We start from the raw sequence: 6,108 nt of genomic DNA, 5'->3' as shown, positions 1-6,108 counted from the left end.
GTAGTGTTAGGTTAAATTCCATATCAAAACACGCTTTCAAAGAGAGTTTTTGATACTGCGTTAACTGCTGATAAGTGATACTGAGCGACAACGGACTGCCATAGTTCAGTGCTTTTTGCGCATTGACGAACCACTTGCTATCAACGTTAGCACGGCTGATTGCATCAACAATTGACGCTAAGTCACCCGAACATAACTGCTCAATCAATTCCGCATAGGGCATCAACATCCCTTCGGTTGGCTCGTCCACGTGTACCGAACGCAGCGTAGTGGCGATTTTTTCGTTGATGTTCGCTTCACCTTTCCAACTTACCGATGCAAGCAGATCCAGCAGCACTTGCTTGTTTTCTGGCTGTGCAATCCATTGGCTTAACCCCAACGCTTTCATATCTGTTGCGTTAATTTGGCAAGCTGTCAAACTCAGGAAAAGTGCCAAATGTTTTGGCAACTGGTTTAGGAAGTACGTCGCGCCTACATCTGGGTAAAGGCCAATTTTAATCTCTGGCATTGCAAAGCGTGTGGTGGTTTCTGCTACGCGATGGCTGGCACCCATAAACAGGCCAACTCCCCCGCCCATCAAATAACCATGTCCCCACGCGATGATCGGTTTTGGATAAGTATGAATAAGATGGTCACAGCGATATTCGAGGTCAAAGAAGGTTTCCATCGCTGAAAACGCAGAATCAAAGTCTTGCTCTTTGTTTTCAAGTGCACGGTAGATCGCTTGAATATCACCACCAGCACAAAACGCTTTTTCACCTTGAGCATGCAAGAATACCGCGATGACGCTGTCGTCCGTTTGCCATTCATTAAGCTGTTTGTACAACTTCTCAATCATCACGTAACTCAACGCGTTGAGAGCTGCTGGGTTATCAAGCTCTAGCACACCAATAACAGAGCCATCAGCGCACTCAAGTTTTGAAACATTTACTGTACCTGTCATTTGGCCTCCGCTAGCTGTTTGTCCATTGTGGCTTGCGCTTTTGCAAAAACGCATTCACACCCTCAGTCTGATCTTGTGTATTGAACAGCTGCAAAAACAGTTCACGCTCCAAAACCAATCCAGCTGCATGAGTTTGGCTGCGTCGACCTTGAATTAGCGTTTTGCACGCAGACACAGATTTCGGTGATTGACCTGCAACACGCTGTGCTAGCTCCATAGCCGCTTCGAGTGCTTGACCTTTCGCCACCACCTCTTCGACTAACCCAATTTTTTCCGCTCGCTCGGCCGTCACACGCTCGCCACACAGGATCATACGCTTCGCCCAACCTTCACCTACCAACGCGGTCAGGTTTTGCGTCCCTCCCGCACACGGCAACAAACCTACCGATGCTTCAGGAAGTGCCATTTGTACTTGTTCTTCTGCGATACGAATGTCACACGCCATCGCCACTTCCAGACCGCCGCCCATCGCGTAACCATTAATCGCTGCGATAGAAACCCCATCGAATGCAGAAAGCGCTTCAAACGCTTCACCAAATGCGAACGCCATGTTTGCTGCTTGTGATTTATCACCCGATGCAAAGTTATTAAGATCTGCTCCAGCAGAAAAGAATTTCTCGCCTTCGCCTGTTAAAACCAACGCATAAATAGAGCGATCATTACTAAGTTCAATTGCCAACTCTTTTAGCTGATTCAAAGACTCAAGCGTCCAAGTGTTCGCTGGCGGATTACTAATCGTGAGCTTGGCAATATGCGCTTCGCGCTCTAATTTGATTTGTGCCGTCATAATCTTTCAGTCCTTTTTAATTTCTTTAGGTAAGGCTGTGTCTCGCTGACTAAAGCAGCTCAACGCCTTCCGTTAGTAATCGTCTTGCGACGATCAGACGCATGATTTCGTTGGTACCTTCAAGGATTTGGTGAACACGAACGTCTCGGAAATGGCGCTCGACTGGATATTCTTTGATGTAGCCATAGCCACCGTGAATTTGCAGCGCCTGATCGCAGACTTTAAAGCCCACATCAGTAGCAAAGCGTTTTGCCATGGCACAGTACGCACTTTTTTCTGCGTGCTGGGCATCGAGTTTAGCGGCAGCGAGTCGCACCATTTGACGCGCAGCGACCAGCTCAGTCGCCATATCAGCAAGCTTGAACTGCAACGCTTGAAATTGCGCCAGTGAACGGCCGAACTGTTTGCGTTCGTTCATGTATTGCTTGGCTTCGTTCAGTGCTTGTTGCGCAGTACCGACGGAACAAGTAGCGATATTGATTCGACCACCATCAAGGCCAAGCATGGCGAACTTAAAGCCTTCTCCCTCTTCACCCAACAGATAGTCAGCCGGAATACGAACATTTTCGAAGGTAATCATGCGAGTTGGCTGGCAGTTCCAACCCATTTTGGCTTCTTTTTTACCGTAGCTAATGCCTTCGCAATCAGCAGGAACAACGAATGCAGAAACGCCACCCGCTCCTTCGCCGCACGAACGCGCCATCACGACAAGAACGTCCGTATCACCCGCACCAGAGATAAACACTTTTGCGCCATTCAGGACAAACTCATCGCCGTCACGCACTGCACTGGTCGTCAGTGAAGCGGCGTCAGAGCCTGCATTAGGTTCGGTTAAACAGTAGGAAGCGAGCTTTTCACCCGAAATTAGATCCGCGCTAAACTGCTGCGCCACTTCGGCTTTGGCAAAGCTGGTGATCATCCACGTCGCCATGTTGTGAATGGTCATAAACGCAGTAGTCGCGGTACAACCCATAGCCAACTGCTCGAAAATGATCGCCGCATCCAAACGAGATAACCCCAAGCCACCATGCTCTGGCGGCGTATAGATGCTCAGAAAACCAAGTTCACCAGCTTGACGCAGTACATCTTTAGGGAAATGATGGTTTTCATCCCACTCGGCCGCATGAGGCGCTAACATTTGGTCTGCAAACTGCTTTGCTACTTCGGCAAACGCGAGTTGATCTTCGTTTAATTCAAAATCCATCTTGAAGTCCTAAGGTCTAATTCGTTGCATTTGTATCCGAGCCAAGCCCACTTAAACGGTGGCGCTTGGCTAGAGGTGTCGCTAATCCAGTAATTAGCTAAGTTGAATGGTCATGTTTGGACCGCTTGGAATGTCATCTTCAAACCAACGCGCGGTGACAGTTTTCGTCTCGGTGTAGAAGCGAACCGCTTGTTTACCGTAAGCATGCAGGTCGCCGTAGAAGCTGCCTTTCCACCCAGTAAATGAGAAAAATGGCAATGGCACCGGAATCGGCACGTTGATGCCTACGTTACCTACTTCGATATTGTGTTGATACTTTCTCGCGGCAGCGCCGTTCGCCGTAAAAATAGACGTACCATTACCAAAGCGGTTTGCATTGATCAGTTTAATCGCTTCATCTAGGTCATCCACTTCCATAGTTAACAGCACAGGCCCGAAAATTTCTTCCTGATAAATCGACATGTCTGTGGTCACGTTGGTAAACAGTGTTGGCCCCACCCAGTTACCGTTCGGGAAGCCAGGCACTTGGCAGTCTGTTCCATCCAGAACACAATTCGCGCCTGACGCTTTGCCTTCATTAATCAGATTCACCACTCGCTGCTTCGCTTGAGGGCTAATCAGCGGACCATAACCAGCGGTTTCATCATCCCACGCGCCAGGCTGAACCTGAGCTAACGCCTCTTTAAGCTCTGGAATCCATTCTTTGGTTTCGCCGACAAATACGGCAACCGAAATCGCCATACAGCGTTGGCCTGCAGCACCAACTGACGCGCCAACTAGGTTATTGATGACTTGCTGTTTGTTTGCATCCGGCATGATGACCATGTGGTTCTTAGCACCTGCAAATGACTGCACGCGTTTCAGGTTGTCTGTACCTGTTTTGTAGATGTACTCACCAACGGGCACAGAGCCAACAAAAGAGATCGCACGAACAACTGGATCAGTCAGAATGCGGTCGACTTGCTCTTTGGTCCCGTGAACAACTTGCAATACGCCTTTTGGTGCGCCAGCTTGTTCAAACAGCTCCGCCAGTTTCATTGCCGTTAGTGGCACTTGCTCTGACGGCTTCAAAATAAAGGTGTTGCCACAAGCGATCGCCATCGGGAACATCCACAATGGGATCATCGCAGGGAAGTTAAACGGTGTGATGCCAGCACAAACACCGAGCGGTTGAATGTAAGAGTAACCATCAATATTGGTTGCGACATTCTCAACCGTTTCGCCCATCATTGAGCTACAAATGTTCGCCGCTTGTTCTACGACTTCAATCCCACGCCAAATGTCACCCTTTGCATCCGCGAGGGTTTTGCCTGTCTCACTTGAAAGCAGTATCGCCAACTCATCGTGTTGCTCTTTTAGCAAATGTTGGTAGCGCAACATCAATCTAGCACGCTCCGGCGCTGCAACTTCTTTCCAGCGTTTGAACGTTTCTGTTGCGCTGGCAATCGCCGCATTCATTTCCGATTCCGTGGCACAAGGTACTTGTGCAATCACTTCGTTGGTTGCCGGGTTGGTTACATCTAGCCATTGTTTTGAATCGGAGATGGCAAATTCACCACCGATATACTGCTTTACTTGTTCTGTCATGATGACATCCTTGTATTTTTCAGCTTGTTACTAACTACTGTTATGTAAGTGAAACTTTGTTGAGAGTGATTTAGCAGATTTCAATCGCGATAGCGGTAGCTTCGCCGCCGCCAATACAAAGCGATGCAACGCCACGCTTACCACCAGTTTGTTTTAGCGCATGAATCAAAGTGACAAGGATTCGATTGCCACTTGCGCCTATTGGATGCCCTAGCGCACAAGCGCCGCCACGTGGATTCACTTTGCTTGCATCCAACTCAAGCGCTTTCACTGCGTACTGCGTTACAACTGCAAACGCTTCATTGATTTCCCAAAGGTCCACGTCTGATTTGTCCCAGCCCGTTTTTTCCAGCAGCGATTCAATCGCGAAGACTGGTGCGATGGTGAACTCATCAGGCTGTCTTGCATGCGTGCTGTACGCGACAATTTTGGCTAGAGGCTGAAGGTTTTCCTGACGACCAAACTCACTATCGACTAAGATCATTGCCGACGCACCATCCGAAATGGAACTAGAGTTTGCTGCGGTTACGCCGCCATCTTTGGCAAACGCAGGGCGTAAGGTAGGAATTTTAGTGACGTCGAGTTTGCTCGGTTGCTCATCATCTACAACCAAGGTTTCGCCGCGTCGACTTTTTACGTTAACAGGCACGATCTCTTCTTTGAACAAACCTTGTTCGATTGCTTGCTGCGCACGAGTCAACGACTGTTGCGCCCAGGCATCCATACTTTCACGGCTGAACTGATACTTTTGCGCCGTCTGTTCTGCAAAGACACCCATCAGCTCGCCTTGGTAGGCATCCTGCAACCCGTCATAAAACATGTGATCAAGCACTTGCTCGTGACCTAAACGGAAACCATCACGCGCTTTCTTTAATAGATAAGGAGAAGACGACATGTTTTCCATGCCACCAGCGATGACAGCATGCGCATTACCAGATTGAATAAGGTCATATGCCAGCATCACGGTTTTCATACCCGATCCACAAACTTTGTTCAGTGTCGTACAACCAATCGATTGTGGCATTTCAGCTTTAAGGCTTGCTTGTCTTGCAGGCGCTTGCCCCACACCGGCGGGTAAAACGCACCCCATCAACACTTCGTCTATTTTGTGCACATCGAGTTGGCTTTCGGCTAGCGCCCCTTGAATGGCTTTCGCACCGAGTTCCGTGACATCTGTTGAAGCTAATGCACCTTGAAAAGAGCCGATAGGCGTTCGCTTAGCGGCAACAATCCATGTTTCATTTTTCATTCCATTAACCTTTTGTTGACGTTTACGTCATAACTATACTAACATTTACGTTAACGTCAAGTTTGAGGTTATTGTTTGTTCGAGTGATTCTTTGATTTCGAGTAAATGCGAGTGATATCAAGGCTCAAGAGTGGATGTTGTTTGTTTACTTTAACGTTAACGAATTGTATATTCATGTAAATGTTATACGAAAGTCGTAAGGTTAAGGAATGAACACATTTAAGATCAGCGAGCTCGCGAAAGAGTTCGACATTACTACTCGAAGCATTCGCTTCTACGAAGATTTAGGTCTCCTAACTCCGGAACGTAAAGGCAACACACGAATCTACAATGGTCGC

At 48.1% G+C, this 6,108-nt stretch carries 6 protein-coding genes; 1 reads left to right on the top strand and 5 read right to left on the bottom strand.

What is annotated here, in order from left to right; translation table 11 throughout:
- From IQR33_RS04000 to IQR33_RS03980, 5 genes are all read right to left on the bottom strand, one after another.
- On the bottom strand, positions 1 to 943 hold a 943-nt coding region (locus IQR33_RS04000; RefSeq protein ID WP_228013749.1), incomplete at its 3' end, for an enoyl-CoA hydratase/isomerase family protein.
- A 10-nt stretch (positions 944 to 953) separates the two neighbouring features.
- Complete coding sequence (locus IQR33_RS03995; RefSeq protein ID WP_017633670.1) at positions 954 to 1,730, bottom strand: enoyl-CoA hydratase; 777 nt, start codon at positions 1,728 to 1,730, stop codon at positions 954 to 956.
- A gap of 49 nt (positions 1,731 to 1,779) precedes the next feature.
- The gene (locus IQR33_RS03990; protein WP_005373226.1) at positions 1,780 to 2,934 is read right to left on the bottom strand and encodes an acyl-CoA dehydrogenase family protein; all 1,155 of its coding nucleotides are present in this window, start codon (positions 2,932 to 2,934) and stop codon (positions 1,780 to 1,782) included.
- A 93-nt stretch (positions 2,935 to 3,027) separates the two neighbouring features.
- Positions 3,028 to 4,521, bottom strand: coding sequence for a CoA-acylating methylmalonate-semialdehyde dehydrogenase (locus tag IQR33_RS03985; protein WP_047101355.1), 1,494 nt, complete (start codon positions 4,519 to 4,521; stop codon positions 3,028 to 3,030).
- A gap of 70 nt (positions 4,522 to 4,591) precedes the next feature.
- On the bottom strand, positions 4,592 to 5,770 hold the full coding sequence (locus IQR33_RS03980; RefSeq protein ID WP_193843533.1) for a thiolase family protein: 1,179 nt from the start codon (positions 5,768 to 5,770) through the stop codon (positions 4,592 to 4,594).
- Positions 5,771 to 5,979: 209 nt separating this feature from the next.
- Here IQR33_RS03980 and IQR33_RS03975 point away from each other — a divergent pair.
- Positions 5,980 to 6,108 (top strand): MerR family DNA-binding transcriptional regulator (locus IQR33_RS03975; RefSeq protein WP_193843532.1); only part of this gene is annotated, 129 nt, incomplete at its 3' end.

The sequence above is a fragment of the Vibrio sp. OPT46 genome, from assembly GCF_015163535.1.
Lineage (GTDB): Bacteria > Pseudomonadota > Gammaproteobacteria > Enterobacterales > Vibrionaceae > Vibrio > Vibrio alginolyticus.
Note: the sequence above shows the minus strand (reverse complement) of the source record. Positions and strands in the feature narration are given on the sequence as shown.